At 68.6% G+C, this 20340-nt stretch carries 18 protein-coding genes; 7 read left to right on the forward strand and 11 right to left on the reverse strand.

The window, feature by feature from the left end; translation table 11 throughout:
• Positions 1-17: 17 nt before the first annotated feature.
• The 3 genes from AB0M24_RS12885 to AB0M24_RS12895 are packed head-to-tail and all read right to left on the reverse strand — an operon-like array spanning position 18 to position 4071.
• A complete protein-coding gene (locus AB0M24_RS12885; protein WP_363765271.1) occupies positions 18-1301 on the reverse strand; it encodes a PHB depolymerase family esterase in 1284 nt (427 codons plus the stop codon).
• Positions 1298-2665, reverse strand: a complete 1368-nt coding sequence (locus AB0M24_RS12890; RefSeq protein WP_363765274.1) for a glycoside hydrolase family 43 protein — start codon at positions 2663-2665, stop codon at positions 1298-1300. The genes AB0M24_RS12885 and AB0M24_RS12890 overlap by 4 nt, the downstream gene beginning before the upstream one ends.
• A gap of 56 nt (positions 2666-2721) precedes the next feature.
• Entirely contained in the window at positions 2722-4071 is a 1350-nt protein-coding gene (locus AB0M24_RS12895; RefSeq protein ID WP_363765277.1) for an endo-1,4-beta-xylanase, read from the reverse strand.
• Between the two features lie 379 nt (positions 4072-4450).
• Between AB0M24_RS12895 and AB0M24_RS12900 the strand changes: the two genes are divergently transcribed.
• Entirely contained in the window at positions 4451-5776 is a 1326-nt protein-coding gene (locus AB0M24_RS12900; RefSeq protein WP_363765280.1) for a glycoside hydrolase family 6 protein, read from the forward strand.
• Between the two features lie 63 nt (positions 5777-5839).
• Here AB0M24_RS12900 and AB0M24_RS12905 read toward each other — a convergent pair whose 3' ends face one another.
• The gene (locus AB0M24_RS12905) at positions 5840-8203 is read right to left on the reverse strand and encodes an RICIN domain-containing protein (protein ID WP_363765283.1); all 2364 of its coding nucleotides are present in this window, start codon (positions 8201-8203) and stop codon (positions 5840-5842) included.
• A gap of 153 nt (positions 8204-8356) precedes the next feature.
• Between AB0M24_RS12905 and AB0M24_RS12910 the strand changes: the two genes are divergently transcribed.
• From AB0M24_RS12910 to AB0M24_RS12930, 5 genes are all read left to right on the forward strand, one after another.
• Positions 8357-9124: an FCD domain-containing protein gene (locus AB0M24_RS12910; protein ID WP_363765286.1), complete on the forward strand. Its 768-nt coding sequence runs from the start codon at positions 8357-8359 to the stop codon at positions 9122-9124.
• An 85-nt stretch (positions 9125-9209) separates the two neighbouring features.
• Positions 9210-10253, forward strand: coding sequence for a LacI family DNA-binding transcriptional regulator (locus tag AB0M24_RS12915; protein ID WP_363765289.1), 1044 nt, complete (start codon positions 9210-9212; stop codon positions 10251-10253).
• 123 nt (positions 10254-10376) lie between these two features.
• The gene (locus AB0M24_RS12920) at positions 10377-11084 is read left to right on the forward strand and encodes an SGNH/GDSL hydrolase family protein (protein WP_363765292.1); all 708 of its coding nucleotides are present in this window, start codon (positions 10377-10379) and stop codon (positions 11082-11084) included.
• Between the two features lie 2 nt (positions 11085-11086).
• Positions 11087-12535 (forward strand): non-reducing end alpha-L-arabinofuranosidase family hydrolase, encoded by a 1449-nt coding sequence (locus AB0M24_RS12925; protein ID WP_363765295.1) that lies wholly within the window; start codon positions 11087-11089, stop codon positions 12533-12535.
• A gap of 2 nt (positions 12536-12537) precedes the next feature.
• On the forward strand, positions 12538-14091 hold the full coding sequence (locus AB0M24_RS12930; RefSeq protein WP_363765297.1) for a glycoside hydrolase 43 family protein: 1554 nt from the start codon (positions 12538-12540) through the stop codon (positions 14089-14091).
• Here AB0M24_RS12930 and AB0M24_RS12935 read toward each other — a convergent pair.
• Both AB0M24_RS12935 and AB0M24_RS12940 read right to left on the reverse strand, forming a co-directional pair.
• The gene (locus AB0M24_RS12935) at positions 14084-14350 is read right to left on the reverse strand and encodes a hypothetical protein (RefSeq protein ID WP_363765300.1); all 267 of its coding nucleotides are present in this window, start codon (positions 14348-14350) and stop codon (positions 14084-14086) included. The genes AB0M24_RS12930 and AB0M24_RS12935 overlap by 8 nt on opposite strands.
• Positions 14347-15162 carry a phytanoyl-CoA dioxygenase family protein gene (locus AB0M24_RS12940; protein ID WP_363765303.1) on the reverse strand — a complete coding sequence of 272 codons (816 nt, stop codon included), beginning with the start codon at positions 15160-15162 and terminating at the stop codon, positions 14347-14349. The genes AB0M24_RS12935 and AB0M24_RS12940 overlap by 4 nt, the downstream gene beginning before the upstream one ends.
• A gap of 71 nt (positions 15163-15233) precedes the next feature.
• Between AB0M24_RS12940 and AB0M24_RS12945 the strand changes: the two genes are divergently transcribed.
• Positions 15234-15977 (forward strand): AraC family transcriptional regulator, encoded by a 744-nt coding sequence (locus tag AB0M24_RS12945; RefSeq protein WP_363765305.1) that lies wholly within the window; start codon positions 15234-15236, stop codon positions 15975-15977.
• Here AB0M24_RS12945 and AB0M24_RS12950 read toward each other — a convergent pair.
• Genes AB0M24_RS12950 through AB0M24_RS12970 form a run of 5 tightly spaced genes read right to left on the reverse strand, consistent with a single transcriptional unit; the run spans position 15948 to position 20247 of the window.
• Positions 15948-16229, reverse strand: coding sequence for a zf-HC2 domain-containing protein (locus AB0M24_RS12950; RefSeq protein ID WP_363765308.1), 282 nt, complete (start codon positions 16227-16229; stop codon positions 15948-15950). The two genes, AB0M24_RS12945 and AB0M24_RS12950, sit on opposite strands and share 30 nt — an antisense overlap.
• Positions 16226-16729 carry a sigma-70 family RNA polymerase sigma factor gene (locus AB0M24_RS12955; protein WP_363765311.1) on the reverse strand — a complete coding sequence of 168 codons (504 nt, stop codon included), beginning with the start codon at positions 16727-16729 and terminating at the stop codon, positions 16226-16228. The genes AB0M24_RS12950 and AB0M24_RS12955 overlap by 4 nt, the downstream gene beginning before the upstream one ends.
• Positions 16726-17496 (reverse strand): enoyl-CoA hydratase-related protein, encoded by a 771-nt coding sequence (locus tag AB0M24_RS12960; RefSeq protein ID WP_363765313.1) that lies wholly within the window; start codon positions 17494-17496, stop codon positions 16726-16728. The genes AB0M24_RS12955 and AB0M24_RS12960 overlap by 4 nt, the downstream gene beginning before the upstream one ends.
• A gap of 10 nt (positions 17497-17506) precedes the next feature.
• Positions 17507-18706, reverse strand: coding sequence for a hypothetical protein (locus AB0M24_RS12965; RefSeq protein WP_363765316.1), 1200 nt, complete (start codon positions 18704-18706; stop codon positions 17507-17509).
• Complete coding sequence (locus AB0M24_RS12970; RefSeq protein ID WP_363765319.1) at positions 18703-20247, reverse strand: amino acid adenylation domain-containing protein; 1545 nt, start codon at positions 20245-20247, stop codon at positions 18703-18705. Before AB0M24_RS12970 ends, AB0M24_RS12965 begins: the two co-directional genes overlap by 4 nt.
• Between the last annotated feature and the right edge of the window lie 93 nt (positions 20248-20340).

Raw genomic sequence — 20340 nt, forward strand, 5'->3', positions numbered from 1 at the left:
CGTTGTCCCTTCGGTCGTCAGCTCACGGCGCAGCGCACGTCGTTGAGCGTGAACTCGCCGGCTGGTGCGCTGTCACCGGTGTGCGTTGCCTGGAAGCCGATCGACACCGAGCCGTTCGGCGGTATTTGCGCGTTGTAGTCGGCGTTGCGCGCGGTCACCTGGCCGGAGCCGGGGGAGTAGGTCGCGCTCCAGCCGCTGGTGATCGTCTGCCCGCCGGGCAGCGTGAACCGCAGCTGCCAGCCGTTCACGGCGGTGGTCGAGGTGATGGTGATCGTCTCGGTCAGGCCGGTGTTCCACGCGTTGACCGACGCGGAGACCTTGCAACTGTCAGAAGGCGGCGGCGTTGTTGTCGTGGTCGTGGGCGGATTGCTGTCCAGGCCGAGGAAAGCGATCGAGTAGGCGAGCATCCCGGACATCGGCAGGTCATGCCCGACGCCTTGGATGCTGATCCCCTCGACGCCCGTGCCGTACCGCGTGCGGGTCCAGTTCGGCTTCGGCTGGTCGGTGGACGACGGGGTCCTGCTGACCGCGTGCAGGTTCGTCCACTGGTCGAGCTCCTCACCGAAGTTCGGATACGCCAGCGTGGTGTCGGTCGTGCCGTGCCACAGCTGCATCCGCGGGTAGCGGCCGGTGTAGCCCGGGTACATGGCTCTCGCCTGATCTCCCCACTGCTGCGGCGACTTCAGCAGGTTCCCGCCGGAGCACTGGCTGTTCCACAACGAGCCGTTGGTCGTCGCGAAGCAGCCGGCGGGCACACCGGAGAACGCCGACCCCGCGCTGAACACGTCCGGGTACTCGGCGGCCAGCACGTTGGTCATCATCGCGCCGGACGAGAAGCCCGCGACGACGATGCGCGCCGGGTCCACGTTGTAGCGTTGGCGCGCGTAGGAGACCATCGACATGATGCCGGTCGAGTCGCTGCCTCCGTTGCGCCGCAACGCGTTCGCGGTGGACACGTCGAAGCAGTGCCCGTCCCTGGTCGCCTCCGGGTAGACGATCACGTACCCGTGGCGGTCCGCGGCGGTGACGTAGTCGCGTCCGTTGCCGTTGTGGACGGCGCCCGCCGAGCCGGTGCAGTAGTGCACCATCACGAGCATCGCCGGACGGGCCGCGACCCGGTCGGGCACGTAGACGTACATGTTGAGGTTCGTGGGGTTGGTGCCGAAGTTCGTGACGCGCGTCAGTGACGCGGCCTGCGCCGGTTGCGGTACGAACGCCAGCGCGACGGCCGCGATCAGCAGCAACACGCCCGCGATGAAGGCGACGACGGTGAACCCGTCCCGGCCGCAGCGGATGTTCATGACCCGGCACCTCCGAACTGCCACCAGTTGATGTTGAGCAGATAACCGTTGCCACCGTTGAACCTCAGGTAGAGATCGCGGGTGCCGGTCGGCCCGTTCACCGCGCACGACACGGTGGTCCAGGTCTGCCAGCCACCGGTGTTGGGCACGGTGCAACGGCCGGCGAGCGGACCGGAGACGCTGTCCGCGCGCACCTCGACAGAACTCCCGGCGACGGTCGAGGCGACGCGAGTCGTGAACGTCGTTGCACCGGAACCGAAAGCGACGTTCTTGACCTTGATGTAGTCGCCGTTGTTGATGAAGCCGACGTTCATCCCGCCTTCGCTGGACGCCTCGGTCTCGATGCCGCTGCCCCACGCGATGGTCTCGGCTTCCTGACGCACATAGGGGTTTAGCGTGTCGGCCGCAGGTGGTCCGGAGGTCGACATGGTGAGCTGGGGAATCGTGCCGTCGGACCGGTAGCTGAACTTCTCGACGGCGACTGACCGCGTGAAGCCACCACCGCCGGGCAGCGCGCCGTTGTGGTAGAAGAAGTACGAGCCGCCCTTGAAGTCGACGATGCCGGGGTGGTTGGTGAAACTGCTGCCCTGGGTGGGCATCACGGTGCCGCGGTAGGTCCACGGCCCGGTGGGGCCGGGCGCTGTCGAGTAGGCGATGAACTCCGAGCAGCACTTGGCCGCGAAGACGTTGTAGTACAGGCCGTTGCGCTGGTAGACCCAGGGTCCTTCCTCGTACAGCGTCGGCCTGTTCGGATCACCGGTGCGGGTGCCGAACCCGGCCGTGGTCAGCGGAATGCGGGTGATGCCACCGGAGTACGAGGTCATGTCGGTGTTGAGGCGGACGTACGACAGGTTCGGGTTGCCCCAGTACAGGTAGGCCTGACCGGTGCTGTCGATCATCACGGTCGGGTCGATCTCGCCGTTCTCCACCAGAGGACGGCCGAGGGCGTCGCGGAACGGGCCGGTGGGGCTGTCGGAGACACCGACACCGATGGCCGGACGTCCGGTGGCTTTTGTGACGACCGGGACGTACCAGTAGAACTTGCCGTTGCGTTCGACGGCTTGCCCTGCCCACGCGTCCTGCTTGGCCCAGCTGAACGTCGCGAGGCTCATCGGCGAGCCGTGGTCGGTCCAGTTCACCATGTCGGACGACGACCAGACCCGCCACTCCTTCATGGTGAACCAGGTCGAGCCGTCCTCGTCGTGCCCGGTGTAGAGGTAGACCCGTCCGTTGTGGACGAGCGGTGCCGGGTCGGCGGTGTAGATGTGTTGCACGATCGGGTTGTCCGCCCGCGCCGGTGCGGTCACCGCGAGGATCAGGACTGCTGCCAGTGCGATTCGAGTCCAGAGCTGTCTCTTGGCCATGGTCGTCTCCCCAGGGACGGGACGGCTCCGCGCAAGAGCCGTCCCGCGGTCGCAGGTCAGCTCGCGGAGCAGGTCGGGGTGAGCCCGGAGGCGCTCCCGGTGCCCTGGAAGCCGAACTCGGTGGAACCGCCGGCCGGCACCGAGCCGTTGTAGTCCACGTTGGACCACGTGATCGCTCCGCTGTTGCCGCTGCGGCCCGCACTCCACGCGTTGGTGACGGTGCCGTTCGACAGGGTGGTCGCGACCCGCCAGCCGGTCAGCGCGGACGACCCGGCGGTGACCTTGATGTTCGCGACGAACCCGCCGTTCCACTCGTTCAGCGACACCGATGCGGTGCAGCCACCGGGCCCGGGGTTGTTGGTCGTCGTCGTGGTGGTGGTCGTGGTCGTCGTCGGGCCGGGGCCACCGGCGTTCAGCGCGTCCAGCACAGCCGTGTAGGCAGGCTTCTTGGCACCGGAACCGGTGAACAGCAACGGGTTCTCTCCGGTGCGCCACGAGTCGGTGTCGCGGATTCCCCACGTGGTGATGCCGGTGCAGCGCGGGACGGCCATGCACGCCCTCGTCACGGCACCGTAGGCGTTGGCCTGGTTGCTGCCGGAGATGTCGAGCTCGGTGATCTGCACGTCGACACCGAGGTCGGCGAAGCGCTGGATGTTCGCCTGGTAGTCCGACGGCGCGTTGTTGGACAGGTGCGACTGGAGCCCGACGCAGTCGATCGGCACACCGCGGGACTTGAAGTCGCGCACCATGTTGTAGATGCCGGTGGACTTCGCGTTGATGCCGTCGGTGTTGTAGTCGTTGTAGCAGAGCTTCGCGGCGGGATCGGCCGCACGGGCCGCGCGGAACGCCGCCTCGATCCAGTCGTTGCCGGTGCGCTGCAGGTTGGAGTCGCGCCGTCCACCGCTGCCGCCGTCCGCGAACGCCTCGTTGACGACGTCCCAGGCGTAGATCTTGCCCTTGTAGTGGGTGGCGACCTGGGTGACGTGGTTGAGAGCGGCCTGCCGCAGGTCCGAGCCGCCGAGGCCCTGGGCCCAGCCGGGTTGCTGCTGGTGCCACAGCAACGCGTGGCCGCGCACCCGTTTTCCGTTGCCGATGGCCTGGTTCAGGATGCGGTCACCGTTCGAGTAGGTGAACTGGCCGCGGTTGGGTTCGGTGGCGTCCCACTTCATCTCGTTCTCGGCGGTGACCATGTTGAACTCCGCGTTCAGGATGTTCACGTAGGTCTGGTCGCCGAGTTTGCCCGCCGCGACGGCGGTGCCGAAGTAACGGCCGGACTGCGCTGCGGCGGCGCCGAGAGTGGTGGCCGCGTTGGCGTTGGCGGCGAGCAGCAAACTCGCGCCGAGTGCCACGGTGGCGACTGTCGAAACGATCGGGACGAGTGACACTGACCTCGATGTCAGTTTCATTTTCCACAACTTTCGAAACTCGCCCGGGAATGCCGGGCGTGACGGGCAGGACCTTTCCCCACGAGGTGGGGAGTGCGCCGCGGCCGAGTGTCGCAGCTTCGTGTTCACGCTCACAAGAAGGCGTGCGCGGTTTTGAGCTGAACGGCCTACAAAGAACAGGGAGCGCTCCCAGTCTGCACATCGAATGTGTCGAACAAACCGTTTTCATCATTCGACGGATCGACGTTGCTAAAGTTAGCGCTAACACTTTTTAGCGTTGACCGAGCTGCGTTTTCGTGACTACATTGGCGCACGATCAACCGCGCTTCTCCGGTGGCGATTCCGTGGTGCTGCTGGTGGGAGCGCTCTCATGACCAGCAACGACGCTGTGAGGACCTGAATGAGAGCAATCGATCCTGCCCGCACCGGTGCCTGCGCGGCCGCCGGCGTGCTCGTCGCAGGGGCCGTCGTCGCGGCGCTGAGCGCCACGACCGTCAGCGCCGCGGAGTCGGCCTTCTACGTCGACCCGTCGAGCTCCAGCGCGAGATGGGTGGCCGCGAACCCCGGTGACTCGCGGGCATCGGTGATCCGCGACCGGATCGCCTCGGTGCCGCAGGCGCGGTGGTACACGACCACCAACACCTCGGCCGTCCGCTCCGAGGTCAGCTCGTTCGTCGGCGCGGCCGCGTCGGCGGGCAAGGTCCCGATCCTGGTGGTCTACAACATCCCCAACCGCGACTGCGGTGGTGCCAGCGGGGGCGGGGCACCGTCGCACCAGGCGTACCGGGCGTGGGTGGACGAGGTAGCCGCGGGCCTGGCGGGCCGTCCGGCGACGATCGTGCTCGAACCGGACGTGCTGCCGTTGATGACCAACTGCCAGAACGCGGACCAGCAGAACCAGACCAAGGCGTCGATCGCCTACGCGGGCAAGAAGCTCAAGTCCGGGTCCGGCCAGGCCAAGGTCTACTTCGACATCGGGCACTCGGCGTGGCTCGCCCCGGCCGAGGCCGCGAACCGCCTGCGGGGCGCGGACATCTCGAACAGCGCCGACGGCATCTCGACCAACGTGTCGAACTACCGCTCGACCTCCGACGAGGTGAACTTCGCCAAGGCGGTGCTGAGCTCCGTCGGCGACGGTCGCCTGCAGGCCGTGGTGGACACCAGCCGCAACGGCAACGGGCCGGCGGGCAGCGAGTGGTGCGACCCGCCGGGACGGGCGATCGGCACGCCCAGCACGGTGAACACGGGTGACTCGAAGATCGCCGCCTTCCTGTGGGTCAAGCTGCCCGGCGAGTCGGATGGGTGCATCGGGCCGGCCGGTCAGTTCGTGCCGCAGCGCGCCTACGAGCTGGCGATGGCGGCAGGTCCCGGTCCCACCACCACAACGACCACGACCACGACGAGCAACAACCCCGGCAGCGGGTGCCGGGCGAGCCAGCGGCTGATCAGCCAGTGGCAGGGCGGGTACAACGCGGAGATCGTGATCGAGAACCGCGGCTCCGCGATCAACGGCTGGACGTTCACGTTCTCCGCGCCCGGCGTGACCGTCACGAACGGCTGGAACGGCACCTGGACCGACACCGGGGACGTGGTCCGGGTGACCAACGCGTCCTACAACGGCTCGATCCCGGCGGGCGGCACGACGACCATCGGCTTCAACGCCAACTACAACGGCTCCACACCGCCGTTCTCGGCGGCGACGCTGAACGGCACCGCCTGCTCCTGACCATCTCCACCGCAGGGAAACGGTTCCCCCGCCCCGGCCAGGGACGGGGGAACCGCCGCGCGTTCAGCTCCGCAGAGCCCACTGCTGGTTCGTCCCGCCGTGACAGGACCAGAGCTGGATCAGCGTGCCGTTCGCGGTCCCGTTGCCGCTGGCGTCGAGGCACAGTCCGGACTGCGCGCCCGTGATGCTGCCGTCGGTGTTGACGTTCCACTGCTGGTTCAGGCCACCGTGGCAGTCCCAGAGGATCGCCGCGGTGCCGTTGCTCGTGCCCTGCCCCGACGCGTCGAGGCACTTGCCCTGCAAGGTGATCTGCTTGCTGGAGGTGTAGTTCCAACGACGGCTCGTACCGCAGTCCCACAGCCGTGCCTGGGTGTTGTTGTTCGTGTTGGCGACGTCGACGCAACGACCGGAGCCGCCGACGATCGTGACGTTCTCGCGGCCGCCGGGAGCGCTGCCGCCCGGTCCGGCGTTCGCCATCACCGCCTGGGCTCCGGCTGGCCAGTTCCCGCCGGAGACGACGGTGTTGTTGTTCACGACGTTGCCCCGGTCGCCGTTGATGACGTTGCTGCTGCCGTTGGTCGACCAGTTGCCGGTGACGGTCCAGTTGCCCATGTTCTCGCCGCCGCCGTAGTTCGCGGTGGCCCACGTTCCGGTGGCGGAGAAGACGTTTCCGGTGGCGCGGTAGTACTTCGAGCCCTCGTCGAAGTAGAGCCCGAAGAAACCGTTGGTGCGCAGGCAGTAGTTGCCGCTGATCTCCGCGTTCGGGTTCCAGCCCAACGTGTAGATGCAACCGCCGTCGGTCATTTGTTGCATCACGTCGTGCACGTAGTTGTTGAGCAGCTTGTTGCCGGACGCCGTCGTGGGCGTCGAATACCGCGGCTGGTAGTCGTACAGGCCGCGGCCCGCGTAGTGGTTGCTGCCGCCCGCGTCGTTGGAACCCCAGCCGTAGCCGAGGGAAATGGCGGAGTACGGCAGGTTGTAGACCTCGTTGTGCGCCACAGTCGCGTTCGTGACGTAGGTGTTGAGCACCGACACGATGCCGCGGTACTCGACGCCGAGGTCGTGGATCCTGTTGTAGCTCACCGTGATGTCGCGGTTGACCATGCGCTGGTCGCTCGGGTGGTGGGCGTCGGCGCGCACGCCGCCGACCACGATGCCGCCGGCTGAGCTGCGGGCGATCTCCGACCGGGTGACCGTGATGCCGGACGCGCCCAGCCCGACACCGCCGGCGTGCGCGTTGGCGTCGTTGCCGATGCCGATCGCGGTCTGCCCGAGGTTGAGGAACTTCGAGTCGGTGAAGGTGATGCCCGAAGCCGCCGAGACCTGAACGGCGGCAGGCATCTGGGACCAGTGCGGCCGCACCGCCTCGAACAGCTTGCAGCCGCTCTTGCACGAGTTCAGCCGGTCCGCGGGCCAGTTCCAGTTGCCCGCGATGTAGGCGCCGGTCTGCTGGTCCGCGAAACCCTGGTTGCTGCTGGGGCCGAGCCACGACGTGCCGGTGAAGGTGATCCCGCCGAACGTGATGTTGCGCGCGGGCGCGTCGTAGGTGCCCCCGACGCCGACAAGTGACTGCAGCACGGGGAGTTCGACGCTGACGTCGCTCATGTTCTGCCCGGCGCGCGGGATGTAGTACAGCACGCCGGTCGACGGGTTCACGTACCACTCACCGGGCGAGTCGAGGAACTCGTAGGCGTTCGCGAGGTAGAGCGGACCCGCGCGGAACGGGTTGTTGAGCGTGTCGTAGCCGAAGGTGTTGTTGTTCCAGGCGGGTTGCTGCATCGTCAGGAAGTTCCCGGCGATGCTCTGCACCGGTGAGTAGCGGTCGGTGAACGAGTTGACGCTCTCGACCTCGACGCGGTTCTGGTTCGCCAGGTTGTTCAGGTAGTTCAAGGAACTGTTCGAGAAACGCATTCCCGTGTCGGTGAACGTGAAGTCGCTCCGGTTGACCTGGGTGCGTGCACGGGTGGCGATCGCGCCGTCGACGTAGAGCTGACGGCTTTCGACGCCGGTGCCGACGTTCGCGCGCCAGATGTTCTTGCCGGAGTCGGCGACCGACCAGCCGGTGACCGCCCTGGCGCCGCTGATGGCCGGTTTCGCACCGGCCGCGGCCTGCCACAGCACGCGGTAGCCGTGGTTGCCGGAGTCGGCGCCGGTGAAGCGCAACGGCTGGGAGAGCCGGTACACGCCGTCGGCCAGCTCCACGACGATGTCACCGGACATCGTGCCGTTGAGCGCCCGCACCGCGGTTTGTGCGGCGGGAAGCGCGCAGGGGGCGGCGGCCGAGCAGGCGGTGCCGGCGCCGTTCGGGGAGGCGTACAGGGTCGTGGTGGCCGCGGAGGCGTCGGGAGCCGTGACGAGTGCGGCGACCACGACCGCGGTCGCGACGAGAGAGTTCTTGCGCGCCAAAGAGAACGCGAAACTGGACAAGGGACCTCCTCAGGTCCTGAGTGGACGTCGAGCGGAGGTGATGGAGGGCTTGAGCAAGCCTCGTCGGAACGTAACTCGTATGACGTGTGACGTCAATGGTGTTACGTATACTGGGCCAACCTGCGAACCGTGCAGCGCTGCAACGGAGGCACCATGTCGGCAACACGTCCGGAGCTGGACACGCCCGTGACCCCGGAGTGGACGAGGAGACCTCCCAGCCTGGCCGTGGCGGTCACCACCGAGCTGGTGCAGCGGATCGTGCGCGGCGACTACGCCGCCGGGGTGACGCTGCCCCCGGAACCGGTGCTGTGCGAGACCTTCTCGGTGAGCCGGACGGTGATCCGCGAGTCCGTGAAGGTGCTGCAGGAGAAGGGGCTGATCCTGGTCCGGCAGGGATCGGGCACCACGGTCACCCCGCGCACGCAGTGGAACATGCTCGACGAGCTGGTGCTCGCCGCCACGATCGCCGAGGACGAGAGCCTCGCGATCCTCGACGACGTCGTGGTGACCAGGCGGTTGCTGGAGTCGGACATGGCGCAGGTCGCCGCCCGCACGGCCGGCGAGGACGCGGTGGCGAGGCTGCTCGCGCTGGTGGACCGGATGGACGAGCTCGTCGACGACACCCTCGCCTACGTGGAGCAGGACCGCCTCTTCCACGACACGATCATGCAGGCGTCCGGGAACCGCATCGCCCGCGGCGTCGTGCGGTCGCTGGAGAACCAGGTCGTCGCCTCCGCCGGGTACCTCGGCAAGACCGGGCGCGACCTGTGCGTGGCGTCGAACAAGGGGCACCGCCGCATCTACGAGCGCATCGCGGCCGGGGACGCGGCCGGTGCGGCGGACGCCATGTTCACACACATCACGGAGGCGTGGCTGGTGCGCCGCGGCGAGGCGGGGGATCCCGATCGCCTGACGCGGTAGGGGGCGGGCGAGTCCTTCCGCCGGGACTCCGCCAGCCGGTACGACGACGAGGGACACCCGTAACGACGCGGGAGGCGGATCTGCCGTGGGACGAACGCGCGTGACACTGGCCGACGTCGCGGCCGCGAGCGGGGTGTCGGTCACGACGGCATCGCTGGTGCTGACCGGGCGTGCGCGCGAGCTGCGCATCTCGGAGGCCGCGGAGCGCAGGGTGCGCTCGACCGCGCAGCAGCTGGGCTATCGGCGGGCCGCGATCCGCGCCGGGCGTTCGCAGACGCTCGGGTTCGTGTCCGACACCGTCGCGTCGTCGGGCTTGGCCGGCGAGATGGTGAAGGGCGCGGTGGACGCCGCGCACCGGCACGGGTTCATGGTGTTCGTGGGGGAGTCCGGCGGCGATCCGGTGGTCGAACGGGCGCTGGTCGACGCGATGCAGGACCAGCGGGTCGACGGCGTCGTGTTCGCCGCCGTGAACACGAGCGTGGTCGCCGTGCCGGACGGCCTGCACGACGGGCCGGCGGTGCTGCTCAACGCCGTGCCCCTGACGCGGTGTGCGGTCCCGTCCCTGCTGCCCGACGAGGTGCAGGCTGGCCGCTCGGCGGCCGCGATGCTGGTCGGCGCGGGACATGATCGGGGCGTGCACCTGATCGGCGCGGGGCCCGGTGTGCACGACGTGCCGCCCGGCAGCATCGCGGCCGCCGAGCGCCTGCTCGGCCTGCGCGAGGTGTTCCTGGAGGAGGGCGTCGAGGTGGTGAGCGCGCACCGGTGTCCTTTGTGGACGCCGGAGCACGGGTTCGCCGCCACCACCGCGCTGCTGCGTCACCACCGGCCGAAGGCGTTGGTGTGCTTCAGCGACCGGCTGGCGTTCGGGGCGTACCAGGCACTCGGCGAGGCGGGGTTCTCGGTGCCGGACGACGTCTCGGTGATCGGTTTCGGCGACCACCCGCTCGCCTCGTGGCTGCGTCCCCGGCTGACCACGGTCGCGCTGCCGCACTACGAGCTCGGCGCCCAGGCGGTGACGGCGCTGGTGGAGATGGTCGAACGACGTGGGCGCGGTGGTCGGGCGCCGTCGATCCGCCGGGTGTCGATGCCGGTGCGCGAGGGCGGGTCGGTGGCCCCGCCACGCCTCTAGTGCACGCTAACACTGTGCCGCCCTGTCGAATGATTCTTCGATGCTGTCGAACGCTTTCAGCTAAAGGTGAGCGCTCACAACTTTAGCTTTGACCGGGTGTGACGGTCTCGTTACGTTGAATTCATGTCAAGCCCGCTCAAAGCGCTGTGCGGAGCCGTGATCGCCGTCCTGCTGGTGGCACCGCCCGCCGTCGCCGAACAGTCCCTGCAACCCTCCACTGTGGATCCGGCGCGCGTGATGCCGCTCGGCGACTCGATCACCCAGGGCGGTTCGATCGGCGGCTATCGCCTCGACCTCGGTGCGAAGCTGCGGGCCGCCGGGCGCGACGTCGACTTCGTCGGCTCGCTGGCGGACGGTCCCGGTGTCATGCCGGACCGCGACCACGAGGGCCACCCCGGCTGGACGATCGCGCAGGTCGACGCGAAGGTCGTCGGCTGGCTGCGCACCTACAACCCGCGCACGATCCTGCTGCACATCGGCACCAACGACATGTACGGCAGCGACCCGGCCGGGGCGCCGCGACGGCTCTCCGCGTTGGTGGACAAGATCACCGCGCAGGCGCCGGGCGCGGAGGTGTTCGTCGCGACGATCATTCCGATCCGGTTCGCCGACGGCACCGTCCGCAACTACAACGCCGCGATCATCCCGTTGCTGAGGGCGAAAGCGGCGGCGGGCAAACGGGTGCACGTGGTGGACATGTACCCGGCCGTGCCCGTGTCCGACCTGCCCGACGGCATCCACCCCAACGCTTCCGGCTACCGCAAGATGGCCGCGGTCTGGTTCCGGGCCGTGGCTCCGGCGGCCCCCGCTCCCTCCGACGACGAAGGGTGATCATGTTCTTCGCACGGTTGTTCCACTCCCGCGGGGCCCGGCTCACGGCCCTCGCCGCGGTGCCCCTGGCCGCGGTGTCCGCACTCGCCGCCGTGACGGTGCCTCCCGCCGCGGCCGCACCGGGGTGCTCGGTGACCTACTCCGCACCGTCGCAATGGGACGGTGGGTTCACCGCGAACGTGGCGATCACCAACCTCGGTGACGCGGTCGACGGCTGGACCCTGACGTGGAGCTTCGGCGCCGGCCAGCAGGTGACGCAGGCGTGGAACTCCCAGGTGAGCCAGTCGGGTGCCCAGGTGACCGCGCGCAACGTCTCCTACAACGCGGCCATCCCCACCGGGGGCAAGGTCGAGTTCGGTTTCAACGGTTCGTCCAGCGGTACGAACCCGAACCCCACGTCGTTCACCCTCAACGGCACTCTGTGCACCGGCGATGTCGGCCCGACGACCACGACCACCACCACGACCACCACGGGGACCCCGGCCGGAAACCTGCCGTCGAGCTTCCGCTGGTCCTCCAGCGGCACGTTGATCAGCCCGAAGCCGGACAGCGCGCACCCGACCGTCTACTCGGTCAAGGACCCCAGCGTCGTCTACTACAACGGCAAGTACCACGTGTTCGCCTCGGTGTTCACCACCGGCTACAACATCATGTACACGAGCTTCACCGACTGGTCGCAGGCAGCCGCGGCACCGCACTACTACCTGGACCGCACCCCCGTCGGGGGCGGTTACAAGGCAGCGCCGCACGTGTTCTACTTCGCGCCCCAACGCCTCTGGTACCTGGTGTACCAAACGGGATCGAACGCGTCGTACTCCACGACGACGGACATCTCCAACCCGTCGTCCTGGTCCGCGCCGAAGAACTTCTACGCCAACGGGATGCCGCAGATCATCCGCGACAACATCGGCAACGGCTACTGGGTCGACTTCTGGATGGTGTGCGACACCGCGAAGTGCTACCTGTTCTCGTCCGACGACAACGGCCACCTGTACCGGTCCGAGACGACGACGGGCCAGTTCCCCAACGGCTTCACCAACACCGTGATCGCGATGCAGGACTCGAACCGCAACAGGTTGTTCGAGGCGTCCAACGTCTACAAGGTCGCCGGCAAGAACCAGTGGCTGCTGGTGCACGAGGCCATCGGATCCGACGGCCGGCGGTGGTTCCGCACCTGGACCGCCCCGGCGATCACCGGCCCGTGGACCGCGCTCGCTGCGGAGGAGTCGAACCCGTTCGCCAGGAGCAACAACGTGACGTTCCCGGGTGGTGCGTGGTCGCGCGACTTCAGCCACGGCGAGATGATCCGCACCGGCGTCGACCAGACCATGGAGATCAACCCCTGCCAGCTCCGCTTCCTCTACCAGGGCATGAACCCCAACTCGGGTGGCGACTACAACAAGCTGCCCTGGCGGCTCGGCCTGCTCACCCAGACCAACTCGGCCTGCTGACGATGAGGATCCTCGCGATGTTGGCCGTGCTCGTCCTCCTGGGGGCGAGCACGGCGGCAGGGGCGGCACCGGTCACGAACCCGGTGGTGTGGCAGGACTTCGCGGACGGCGACATCATCCGCGTGGACAACGCGTACTACTACTCGGCGTCCACCATGCACTACTCGCCGGGCGCACCCGTCCTGCGCTCGTACGACCTGGTGAACTGGGAGTACGCCGGGCATTCCGTGCCACGCCTGGACTTCGGCGCCAAGTACGACCTCAACGGCGGCCGTGGCTACGTGCGCGGCATCTGGGCCTCGTTCCTGAACTACCGCAAGAGCAACAAAACCTACTACTGGGGCGGTTGCGTCGACTTCGCCCAGACGCACCTCTACACCGCCACCGCGGTGGACGGTCAGTGGTCGAAGCTGTCCACCATCAACAAGTGCTACTACGACGCGGGCATGCTGATCGACGACAACGACACGATGTACGTCGCGTACGGCAACACCCAGATCAGCGTCGCGCAGCTGTCGGCGGACGGCAGGTCCGAGGTGCGGTCGCAGCAGGTGTTCCAGACACCGCAGAACATCGGCACCCTGGAGGGGGCGAGGTTCTACAAGCGCGGCGGCTACTACTACATCTGGCTGACCAGGCCGGCGAACGGCCAGTACGTGCTCAGGTCGTCGAGCCCGTTCGGCCCGTACACCGTGCAGCAGGTGCTGCTGAACATGCCCGGCCCGATCCAGGGCGGCGGAGTGCCGCACCAGGGCGGGATGGTGCAGACGCAGAACGGCGACTGGTACTACATGGCCTTCGTCGACGCCTATCCCGGCGGCCGCGTACCGGTGCTCGCCCCGATCACGTGGACCTCGGACGGCTGGCCGCGCGTCACGACCGTCAACGGCGGCTGGGGCGTGAACTACCCGGCGCCGAACCTGCCCGCCCCGCCGCGCCAGGTCAAACCCATGACCGGCGTGGACACCTTCGACGGCACCAAGCTCGGCCCGCAGTGGGAGTGGAACCACAACCCGGACACGACGAAGTACAGCGTCAACAACGGGTTGCGGCTCTCCACCGCGACCGTCACCAACGACCTGTACAACGCCCGCAACACCCTGACGCACCGAATCCAGGGCCCGTCCTCCACGGCCACCGTCGCGCTCGACGTGAGCTCGATGCGGGACGGTGACCGCAGCGGTCTCGCGATGCTGCGCGACTCGTCGGCCTGGATCGGGATCAAACGCGACAACGGCCGCAACCGGGTCGTCATGGTCAACGGACTCACCATGGACGGCAACTGGAACACCACCGGCACCGGCACGGAAGTAGCGTCGTCGAACCTCAGCGGCAACCGGATCTGGTTGCGCGCCAACGCCGACATCCGTCCTGGCAGCGGCAGGCAGGCCCGGTTCTCCTACAGCACCGACGGAGTGAGCTTCACCCCGCTCGGCACCGGCTTCACGTTGAAGAACGAGTGGCAGTTCTTCATGGGCTACCGGTTCGGCATCTTCAACCACGCCACGCAGGCGCTCGGCGGCTCGGTCGCGGTGTCCCGCTTCGAGATCAGCTGAGCTGCTCGAAGAAGAACTCGTGCTTTAGGAAGGAGGTGCCGTACTCGTCCCCCGGATGGGGAGGAAGCAGCTGGGCGGCCTGGATGAGGCGCCAACCGTCGCGCAGCGCGGCGACCCCGTCCGGGTAGGGCGGGGAGTCCGAGTCACCCGTGGTGGGCTGGGACTCGCCGGTGCCGTCGTAGCGGGACCAGCCGACGACGGGGGAGTCGAGCGCGGAGCTGGCCAGGTACAGCACCAGAACTTGTTGCCGGAGGCTCACGCGTGGCTCCTCTGCCCTGGACGGTTGGTGACGCGGGTGACCCAGTGCTCGACGTCGAACGAGTCGTCGCCGGTCAGGGCACGCCAGAGCCGCACCCGGTTGTGGATCTCCAGACGGCCGGTGGCCCACTCGTACCAGGGGAAGGACCGGCTCAGTTCGGTCGTGACGTCGGAAGAGTCCAGGTCCGCGGTGTCCCACAACCGCACCTGCGGGACGGTCGGGTTGAAGCGGATCTTGAACATGTACCGGTGGCGGTCGCTGTCGTTGCGCCGGCCGCCGTGCCAGATGCCGTGGTGCAGCAACAGGACCGTGCCCGCCGGGCAGACCAGGCGGGTCTGGCCGCTCAGGTTCTGGTAGCGGCCGGTGTCGGTCTCGTTGGTGCGGCGCAGGTGGCTGCCCGGCACGACCAGCGTGCCGCCCATGTCCGGGGTGACCTCCTGCGGGTAGTACATCAGCTGGACGTCGAACGCGTCCGGCCGCACGTCGATGATCGCGTCCCCGTGCAGGTGCTGGGCATGGCCTTCGCGGGGTTCCCGGATGTGCACCGCGTGGTGGTCGATCTCGGGATCCGGCCCGACGAGGCCGCGCAGTGCGCCGGCGACCTCGGGCAGCTCGACGAGCCGCCGGGGGAAGGACCCCTCGGGGTAGGCGTCGGCGACCGGAGTTCCGTACGGCACGCCGGGGATTCCCAGGGGGAGCAGTTCGAGTGCTTCCCGGTTCATCTCGTCGGGTACGACCGCGTCCAGGCGCAGATACCCGTGTGCGACGAAACTGGCCAGCTGCACCGAACTGAGCAGAGTGCTGGTTCGCATGCACCTGAACGTAAAGCCGTGATCGTTGTGCGGCATGGGCTGAAATCACCCACTACTGGTAGTTTTTCACCGTGCGTCAGGTCGAGCTGCCGTTGGGCGAGGCGCCGGTGGTGGCGGCCGTCGGTGTCGGTGTGCACGGCGTCACGAGGCTGGACGACGTCTTCCGGTTGCCGGACCTGTGGCAGCTGCACCTCTACGGGTACGAGGGCACGCTCGAAATCGAAGGCACCGAGCACCGCATCGCGCCGGGTCACGCCAGCCTGGTCCCGCCGGACACCGAGGTGCTCTTCCGGTACCGCGGCAGGTCCGAACACCTCTACGCGCACCTGAAGCTCAGCGGGGAACCGCACCAGGTGCCGGTGATGCAGGACGTCAGTCCGAACAGGACGCTGATCACCCGGCTGATGCGCGGTGCGCTCGCCGCGGCACCGGCACGAGCAGCGGCACAGCTGTGGACCGTGCTGTGGCAGCTGACCGACGCGCCCCCGGCCGGTGCCACAGCGGATCCGTTCACCGTGGCCGCGGCGCACATAGAGGCGCACCTGGCCACGCCGTTGTCCGTCGCGGAGATCGCGAAGGTGGCCGGGGTGTCCCACAACCACCTCACGCGGTTGTTCCGCGCTCGCACCGGCACCACGGTGGTCGCCTACCTGCGACGCCGCCGGATGGACCGGGCTCGTCACCTGCTCACCGCCTCGACCCTGTCGGTCACGGCCGTCGCCGCCACCGTCGGCATCCCGGACCTGCAGGCGTTCAACAAGGTCTGCCGCCGCGAGCTGGGCGTGTCACCACGTGCAGTGCGTGAGCAGCAGTAGCACCACCACCCCGGTCAGCACGACGACGGCCACGACCAGGACGCGCACGCGCGGAGATGGCACGTCCGGCAGGGTGCCGAGCGCCCAGTCCTTCGGCACGCGCGACAGGATTCCCGTCATGCCCGCGAGCTGGCGGACCGCGTGTTCGCACGGCGGACAGACCTCCAGGTGACGTTCGTAGGCCCGCCGGTCCTCCGGCGACAGCGAACCCATCAGGTACGCGACGTCCCACTCGCGGAACGGATCCGTCACGGCCCGGTGATCCCGTTCTCCTGCAACGCGAGCCGAAGCGCGCGCAGCCCGTAGTGCAGCCGCGACTTCACGGTGCCCTGCGGCACGTCCAGCGCTGCGGCGAGCTCGGCGATCGTCTCGCCGCAGTAGTAGGCCCGCGCGATCACCACGCGGTGCTCGGGTTTGAGCTGGGACAGCGCGTCCGCGATGAGCCGGGCGTCGAGGATCCGGTCGGTGCGGTCGGTCCGCGCGGGTTCCGGCAGCCGGGCGAACTCGATCTCCCACCGGGCTCTGGCGCTGCGGCGTTCGTCGATGGCGAAGTTGCGCGCCACGGCGTAGAGCCACGCCTTCGACGCCGAGGTGCCCTGCTCCAGGATGTCCGGATGCCGCCAGGCACGCAGAAGTGCTTCCTGGACCACGTCTTCCGCGAGTTGTTCGTCGCCGGTGAGGTGGACGGCGTAGCGCCAGAGCGCGGCGGCGTGACCGTCGTGCAGGGCGCGCAGCAGCAGACCTCGCTTCACGGGCGGAACACCGGGGTGCGCTTGGCCAGGAACGCCGTGGTGCCCTCGCGCATGTCGGCGGTGGTGAACGCGTTCCGGAACGCGTCGAGCTCGACCTGAAGACCGGTGCCGACGGGCAGGCCCTGCACCGAGTTGATCACCGACTTGCACGCGGCCACCGCGGCGGGCGAGTTGGCGGCGATGTCGGCGAGCATGAGCCGGGCGGCCGCGACCATCTCCTCGCGCGTGTCGAACACCCGGTTCACCAGCCCGATGCGGTGCGCCTCCCCGGCATCCACCCGGCGGCCCGAGTAGATCATCTCGCGGGCCCGTGCCACACCGACGCGCCGGAACAGCCGGACGCAGCCGCCGAAACCGGGGATGAGCCCCAGCAGCACCTCCGGCTGCCCGAACACCGCTTTGCCGGTGGCGTAGACGAAGTCGCACGCCAGCGCCATCTCACAGCCGCCGCCGAGCGCGTACCCGTCCACGCAGGCGATGACGGGGACGGGCAGTTCCTCGAGCAACCGGGTCACCTCCTGACCCAGCGCGCCGAACGCCTCACCCTCCTCCGGCGTCATGGCGGCCATCTCGCGAATGTCGGCCCCCGCGATGAACGCGGGCCCCTCCGACCCGGTGAGCAGCACCGCTCGCGCGGAGAGGTTCGTCAGGAGGTGGCGCAGTTCTGTGAGTGTGGCCTGGGACAGCGCGTTGCGGGCCCGCGGCCGGTTCACGGTCACCGTCAGCACGCCGTCGTGGTCGTCGAGCACGAGGTTCTGGTAGTCCACAGTGGTCTCCTCACGAGTCCCAGATCGCGCCGTAGGCTGGAATTCCCCTGCATTCAAGCTCTTCGACGATCTGCCAGGTGGTCGGCTTGTTGGAGATGCAGATGACCGCTTCCGCGTCGAAACGACGGCAGGCGTCGTACGCGAGGGCGACCAGGTCGGGTTTGCCGGACGTGGTGGTGTCCCACACGACGGCGTCGGGCTGCACGTGCAGGATCTCGTCGACCAGCGCGTCGCCGTAGGTGCGGCGCGGGTCCCGGGTCGACCACACCAGCACGGCAGGGGCGGTCCGCGCGAGCAGATGCGGCAGGCACGGGCCGATGCCGCTGCCGGTCGCGACCCACACCACCCTGGTGAACAGCTTGTCGATGTTGCCGACGCCCGCGGTCGGGATGCCCTTGACCCACACGTGGCTCGGCTGGTCGGCGATGAGCCTCGCCGTCCAGTCGCCCGCGCGGGAGATGGTGAGCCGGAACCCGCTGCGTCCCGGCGCGGGGACGTTGGCGAAGGAATGCCACTCCAGCAACGGGTTCCGGCTCACCGCGGTGGACGACCCGGCGAACGGCGTGACGCCGTGGTCGAACGACACGAGCGCCACGTGCGGCGACGGGCTGACGATCTGCACCGGCACCCGCCGCAACCGCAGCCACGGCAGTGCGACGCTGACCGCCACGAGGGCGAGCGGCCAGAGCAGCACCGGGTCCGTCACCGCCGACTGCACCGCGAACAGCGCCAGCACCGTCCAGCCGCCGAACCGGTGCGAGCGCTCGAACAGGTCGTGGTGGCGAGCACGGAGACGCGGCAGCGCGAGCACGATCATCGCGCCGAGCAGGGCGAGGATCGTCCAGGTCAGCGGTCCCGGCGTGGTCACGGCGACCACCGAGAACCACGCGGTGGCGCTGATCGCGGCGCCGACGTGCAGCCCGCCGAAGTGGTAGACCTTGCCCAGCGTCCACCGGACCCGCAACGGCCAGTGCGTCGGAGCGCTGGTGGCGAGCCGGAACAGCAGGTTGATCACGAGCTGCTGGCGGATCAGAGCGGCCAGGGTGAGGTTGACGACCACCAGCGTGCTTGCCTGCCAGTCGAGAGCCAGGGCTGCGACGAGGTTCGCGAGCACGACGGCCGCGGCCAGCCGGTTGTGGTGGGTGAACGGGCGACGGCGCAGGAGCGTGCGCAGCGACCGGTCAGCGAGCTCGGCGGTGTCGATCGTCATGCCACGGTTTCCTGCTGAGGACCGTCCAAACGCGACACCAGCGCGCGGCGGTCGACCTTGCCGCGCTCCGTGGTCGGCAGCGTGTCGACGGGAACGATCAACGTGGGCACGCAGTAGTACGGCAGCCGCTGCTCGACCGCGCGCCTCGCCTGCTCGGGTGTCGCGGTGGCCGGGCTGATGAACCCGACGAGCTTCCCGTTGTGCACCAGGGTCGTCGCGTGTCCGCAGTCCGTGGCTCTTTCCAGGGCCGACGTCACGGCGTCGAGCTCGACCCGAAACCCGCGCACCTTCACCTGGTCGTCGGTGCGGCCGTGGTGCCGCAGCTGGCCGTCGCCCGTCCAGCTGCCGAGGTCGCGGGTCCGGAACATCACGTGGTTGCCGCCCAGGAACGGATCGGGCAGGTACCGTTGCGCGGTCAGCTCGTCGTCGCCCAGGTAGCCCTCGGTCACGCAGTTCCCGCCGGCCCACATCTCGCCCACCTCGCCGATGCGGCACGGCCGGAGGTTCTCGTCCAGCACGTACACCGTCGTGTTCGGCACCGGCCTGCCGATGGTGAGCAGCCCGAGGTTCGGGTCGTAGCGCTGGACCGTGTTGACGATGGTGACTTCGGTGGGACCGCAGGCGTTGTGGAAGGTGGCGTGCCGCGACCACCTGTCGGCCAGGGCTTGAGGGCAGCGTTCACCGGCGACCGCGACGGTGTGCACCCGTTGGCACGTATCGGGATCGAGGGAGGCGAGGACGCTGGGCGTGGCGATGACGACGTCCACCGTGCTTGCCGCCTGGTCGAGCGAGTCGCCGCGGATCACCAGCGTGCCGCCGTTCGCGAGGGTGCCGAGAATCTCCCACACCGCCATGTCGAAGGCGATGTTGAGCAGCTGCGACACCCTGGTTCCCGCGGTGATGCCGAGGTGTCCGGGTGCGGTGAGCAGGACGTTGCACAGGTTGGTGTGGGAGACGCGCACGCCGTTGGGCCGTCCGGTCGTGCCGGAGGTGAAGATGACGACCGCGATGTCCGGTTCCGGCTCGGTGACGATGGTACGGCGAACCGGTCCGGCGTCGGGCAGGGTGTCGATCGTGATGATCGTGGCGAGGTGGTCCGGCAGTGCCGCCGCGTCCGCCGTCGTCGTGAGCACCACGTCGATGCTCGCGATGCGCACGATGTGCCGCAGGTGTGCCGTCGGCGTGATGCGCACGTCCTGCGGCACGTAGGCGGCTCCTGCCTTGAGCACCGCGAGGATGCCCACGACCATGGAGACGGACCGGGTGAGGAACAGTCCCACGTGATCACCGGGGCGCACGCCTTGTCGCGTGAGCAGTTCCGCCAGCAGATCAGCCCTGGCGTCGAGCTCCGCGTAGGTCAGCGACCGGCCGAGGTGCTCGACGGCGATCCCGCGCGGACGTCGGGCGGCCTGCGCCTCGAACGCGTGGTGGACGTGGTGGAACGGGGGAGTCCTGGTCGGTCCGGCGCCGAACGACTGGAACAGCGCGCGATCGGCGGGAGGGAGATCGCGCAGGGCGGATTCCTGGAACACGGCTGTCACGACAGGGCCCCTTTCGTGAGCGAAGCTCGATCAACCACCTTGAACGAGACAGCCCACCGGGAGGTTCACGCCGAGTCGAATTAACTTTCGAAT

It is taken from the genome of Lentzea sp. NPDC051838 (assembly GCF_040681245.1).
In the GTDB taxonomy this organism is placed as follows: Bacteria; Actinomycetota; Actinomycetes; order Mycobacteriales; family Pseudonocardiaceae; genus Lentzea.

Coding starts and splice junctions, on each gene's coding strand:
- AB0M24_RS12885 (WP_363765271.1), bottom strand. CDS start 1,301: ATGAACATCCGCTGCGGCCGGGACGGGTTCACCGTCGTCGCCTTCATC.
- AB0M24_RS12890 (WP_363765274.1), bottom strand. CDS start 2,665: ATGGCCAAGAGACAGCTCTGGACTCGAATCGCACTGGCAGCAGTCCTG.
- AB0M24_RS12895 (WP_363765277.1), bottom strand. CDS start 4,071: ATGAAACTGACATCGAGGTCAGTGTCACTCGTCCCGATCGTTTCGACA.
- AB0M24_RS12900 (WP_363765280.1), top strand. CDS start 4,451: ATGAGAGCAATCGATCCTGCCCGCACCGGTGCCTGCGCGGCCGCCGGC.
- AB0M24_RS12910 (WP_363765286.1), top strand. CDS start 8,357: ATGTCGGCAACACGTCCGGAGCTGGACACGCCCGTGACCCCGGAGTGG.
- AB0M24_RS12920 (WP_363765292.1), top strand. CDS start 10,377: ATGTCAAGCCCGCTCAAAGCGCTGTGCGGAGCCGTGATCGCCGTCCTG.
- AB0M24_RS12925 (WP_363765295.1), top strand. CDS start 11,087: ATGTTCTTCGCACGGTTGTTCCACTCCCGCGGGGCCCGGCTCACGGCC.
- AB0M24_RS12930 (WP_363765297.1), top strand. CDS start 12,538: ATGAGGATCCTCGCGATGTTGGCCGTGCTCGTCCTCCTGGGGGCGAGC.
- AB0M24_RS12940 (WP_363765303.1), bottom strand. CDS start 15,162: ATGCGAACCAGCACTCTGCTCAGTTCGGTGCAGCTGGCCAGTTTCGTC.
- AB0M24_RS12965 (WP_363765316.1), bottom strand. CDS start 18,706: ATGACGATCGACACCGCCGAGCTCGCTGACCGGTCGCTGCGCACGCTC.